Here is a 626-nt window from a genome sequence, read left to right on the forward strand (position 1 = left end):
ATCGTCGTGTTCCTCAACAAGGTCGACCAGGTTGACGACGCCGAGCTTCTCGAACTCGTCGAGCTCGAAGTGCGCGAACTGCTGTCGTCCTACGACTTCCCGGGCGACGACATCCCGGTTGTCAAGGGTTCGGCTCTGGCTGCTCTTGAAGACAGCGACAAGAAGATCGGCGAAGACGCGATCCGCGAGCTGATGGCCCAGGTCGACGCCTACATCCCGACGCCTGAGCGTCCGATCGACCAGCCGTTCCTGATGCCGATCGAAGACGTGTTCTCGATCTCCGGCCGCGGTACGGTCGTCACCGGCCGCGTCGAGCGTGGCATCGTCAAGGTTGGCGAAGAAGTCGAGATCGTCGGCATCCGCCCGACCTCGAAGACGACGGTGACCGGCGTTGAAATGTTCCGCAAGCTGCTCGACCAGGGCCAGGCCGGCGACAACATCGGCGCGCTGATCCGCGGTGTGAACCGTGACGGCGTCGAGCGTGGCCAGATCCTGTGCAAGCCGGGTTCGGTGAAGCCGCACAAGAAGTTCAAGGCCGAAGCCTACATCCTGACGAAGGAAGAAGGCGGCCGTCATACGCCGTTCTTCACCAACTACCGTCCGCAGTTCTACTTCCGCACGACTGA

The 626-nt window shown here is 62.1% G+C and carries 1 protein-coding gene; it reads left to right on the forward strand.

The features are described from left to right. Window positions 1–626, forward strand: a 626-nt coding sequence (locus tag ACPYOI_RS35860; RefSeq protein WP_481424145.1) for an EF-Tu/IF-2/RF-3 family GTPase, incomplete at both ends; no start/stop codon positions are given.

It is taken from the genome of Rhizobium sp. SVR5-2C, from assembly GCF_056755115.1.